Source organism: Acidocella sp. KAb 2-4, assembly GCF_020567705.1.
Classification (GTDB): Bacteria; Pseudomonadota; Alphaproteobacteria; order Acetobacterales; family Acetobacteraceae; genus Acidocella.
In genome coordinates, this window is record NZ_JAJDJU010000057.1 from 1 (window position 1) to 3,582 (window position 3,582).

The following is a 3,582-nucleotide window of genomic DNA, read 5'->3' on the forward strand; positions in this document are numbered from 1 at the left end:
CTGTCTTTGGCCACGATCCGGCGCTCCATCCGCACCGGCGCCCTGCCTGTTCATCGCTTCGGTCGGACGGTTCGCATCAGCCAAGCCGACTTCGACGCCTATGTTTCCCGCTCGCGCCGGTGACGCCGCGATGACCTCTTCCCCGACCAAATCCGCCCAACCCCCCGGCGTCCTTGAGGCGCCGTTGTTGTTTCCCGAACTTGCGGTCCAGCGCCGCTCTCCGAGGACCTTGGGTGAACGTGGCACCCGTTATCCTTACGGTTGCCACAGCCACGGTTGCCCAGATGCACACTCCAGCACTGTCCAGCATCTGGACGATCTCGGAGGCGCTGTGATGACCACCGCAGACCTTTTCAGCACAGACACCAGCACCGCGACGAATACGGACACGACGGCGCTGAAAGCGACCGTGAACATGGCCGCGCAGACGCCCGCGCCCGCGCCGGTCGCCACGGCAGCGGCCGGGAATAACGAGGCGCCGAATACCGCGTCGGATCCCGACGCCGCCATCCCGGCGAAGCGCCAACTGCGGAAGAACGTCATCTCGCGGCAAGCGCCGGACATCGTGGTGTGCAACATGCCACCGGCAACCTTTACCGAGGCGCTGGAGCTGCTGGCGGCCAGCGGCACGGTCGATCCCGAGCGCATGCAATCCTTTCGGCGCGACGTTAAGCGCGCGCAAGGTTGCCTGCCGGCCAACAAGGATGGCAGCCCCGCGGCGCCCCTGCCGTGCGACCCGGTGCTGCTGCGCCCGATCCTGCAAAAAATCCGCCCCGCGCAGCACAAGATCAGCGCGAAGCGCTTCTATAACATCACGAACGAACTCGCCGCGATCCAGCGCAAGACCGGCTGGCTGCCGCCCAAAGCCGGGGTGGAGCAGCTGCAAACCACTGCGTGGCAAACCGGCCTCAACCTGATCGCCGATGAGCCGGCGGCCGCGATGTTCCGCGCTTTCGCCGCGTATTGCGAAGCGCGCGCATTGGCACCGGATGCGGTGACGGCCGACGAGCTGACGGCTTACCAGGAACATATTGCCCAGAACTCGGCGCGCCGTAATCCCAAAAATACAGTCGATGCTCTACGCTACGCCTGGAACAAATTGTGCCGCCTGCACCCGGAATGGAGCGGCAAGCTGTTCCCTCAAAAGCGGGATCCCGACCAGATCCGCGACGACGCGCATAATATCCCGGCCAGTTATTTTGCCGACATGGATGCCTACCTCGCCAAGCTGCGGGATCCCGGCCTGTTCAATCGCCGCATCCCGCGCAAGGTCGCCCCCGCCACTATTCGCACGCGGACCGGCATTCTGGAGTTGGTGCCGCATGTGCTGGTCTTGGAGGGCTGGAAACCGGAGACGCTCACCTCGTTGCAGGCGATCATCACCCCGGCCGCCGTCGAGGCCATTCTCACGGCTTATCATCGTCGTAACTGCCAGGATCAGGGCTGGACCTATGGCGCGGAGACTACCGCGAGCGCGCTGAAGATGCTGGCCAAACACTGGGGCGAGCTTGCGCCACAGGACCTCGCGGAAGTCTGCCGCCTCTGCGATGCCGTCAAATGCCCGCCCAGTGCGTTTCCGCGGCGCGCGCAGGAGCGCCTGCGCCAATTCGACGACCGCGCGGTCGAGCGGCGGTTCTGGGATCTGCCGCGCAAGCTGTGGCACGACGTCCTGCCCAAGCACGAACGCGCCGGGCGATTGATCAAAGCCGCCCGCATTGCGCGCGCGGCGCTGATCCTGGCCATTGGGTTCGACAAGCCGCTACGCCTGACCAATCACCGTTGCCTCGATCTCGCCCATGATTTTACGCGCGACCGCAAGGGCAGGATCACGGGGATTCGCATCGAGGGCGAGCGAACCACGAAGAACGCTCCCGTGATTGAAGGCGCACTGAGCCCGCGCACCCAAAATATGCTGGTGAAATTCCTCGATGTGTACCGCCCAAGGCTGCTGAAAGCCCCGAGCACGGCGTTGTTCCCGGGCGAGAAGCACGACTATCTGAGCGAAGACCGGTTCCGCGGAATCATCAAAGATATTGTGCTTGAACATATCGGCATCGATGTGAACCCGCACCTGCTGCGGTCACTGATCGGCACGGTGATTCTCGATGAAGATCCGCGCGCCGTCGCCCTGGCGCAGCGCATGCTCGACCACCGCACGCCCACGACCACGTTGCGCAGCTACGCCATGCAGCGTGGCCGGGCCGTTGCCAATGACTACGCCAATATTCTCAACAAACGCATCCGGAGGCTGTCAAAATGAGCAAAGAACAAGACGATCTCTTCGCCACCACCGCGACAGCGCTGATCCCGGCTACATCGTCGAAGACGCGCGTGGCTTTGCCATATGACGAGTGGCCGCCCCAGGATCGCGCGGTCTGGGAGCGCGCGCTGACGGCGTCGGGCTTGTTCGATAAGGCGGCGCCTTTGGCGGGCTTGAAGCCCCCGACGATCGATGGTCGCCGCAAGGCCTATGCGGCATTTTTGCAGTATCTCGCGATCACCGAGCCTGCGGCCCTCGAACGGCCGCTTGCCGAACGGGTGACCCCACCACGTATGTTTGCGTATATCGAAGCGATGCGACGCCGGCTGCGCGCCAGCTCCCTAAAAGAGGAGATCAACCGCCTGATCTCGCTGCTGAATGCGCTGGCGCCCTCCCCCGCCGGAAAGAAAAGCTGGGCGTGGATCCGGCAGTTGCCGAACGCGCCGACGCCCGCGGAGGTTCAAACCTCTAAAAGGCCGATCACGCCGCCCGACCCGGCGGTCGCGATCACCGCTGCCTTGCGGCTATTTGACGAGGCCGATGCCAAACCCACCTCGCGGCGTCATTCCACCGATGCCCGGGATGGCCTGCTGGTCGCCATGGCCGGTCTGTTCGCTCTGCGCCGCAAGAATTTGCAGGAGATCGAACGTGGCGAGCATTTGCTGATGGATGGCTCAACGATCCGCCTCACCTTCCGCGATACGGTCAAGAACCAGCAGCCCCTGCTGTTCGACGTCCCCGATTGGCTCAGGTCCCGGCTCGAGCGGTATCTCACCGTGCACCGCCCGCGCCTGCTCAACGGTGATCGAGATCATGGGCATCTCTGGGTCAGCCTGCGCAAACGCCCTTTGTCCGCGGTGATGATCGGCCAGATTTTTCAGAAATTCGGGCGTGATTTTCTCGACACTGAGTTGAACATTCACGCCTTCCGGCACGCCATGGCGAACACCATCGTGCTGCGAGATCCGGGCGATATCGATCTCGCCGCGGCGGCGCTTGGTCACCGTACCGTCAAAATGGTCACCGAGGTTTATACGCAATCGGCTGGCGAAGCGATGGGCCGTCTCTGGCATCAGCGGCTGCGCGAACGCACGCGCCGCCTGGGTTTGGAGGATTAATTTCATGGCGCGGCAACCTGCTTTCATGTCACAATCTGGCCGTGTCCTTGACGAGGCGCAGCCGTGATTCATGCCCACCCCATGCGCGCGGTCATCTACGCGCGTTACTCCAGCGACCAGCAGCGTGCGGCGTCGATTGCAGATCAGATCGAGGTGTGCCGACGCTATATTGAGCGGCAAGGCTGGGTGCTGACCGGCAGCTAC

3 protein-coding genes are annotated in these 3,582 nt (G+C 63.6%); all 3 read left to right on the plus strand.

Features of this window, described 5'->3' with window-relative positions; all coding sequences use genetic code 11:
• The first annotated feature begins 6 nt into the window (after positions 1-6).
• The 3 genes from LI953_RS15655 (at position 7) to LI953_RS15235 (ending at position 3,378) form a co-directional block, all read left to right on the plus strand.
• Entirely contained in the window at positions 7-123 is a 117-nt protein-coding gene (locus tag LI953_RS15655; protein ID WP_227076942.1) for an excisionase family DNA-binding protein, read from the plus strand.
• A 211-nt stretch (positions 124-334) separates the two neighbouring features.
• Positions 335-2,260 carry an integrase gene (locus tag LI953_RS15230; protein ID WP_227076940.1) on the plus strand — a complete coding sequence of 642 codons (1,926 nt, stop codon included), beginning with the start codon at positions 335-337 and terminating at the stop codon, positions 2,258-2,260.
• Positions 2,257-3,378, plus strand: coding sequence for a site-specific integrase (locus tag LI953_RS15235; protein ID WP_227076941.1), 1,122 nt, complete (start codon positions 2,257-2,259; stop codon positions 3,376-3,378). Before LI953_RS15230 ends, LI953_RS15235 begins: the two co-directional genes overlap by 4 nt.
• Positions 3,379-3,582 lie beyond the last annotated feature (204 nt).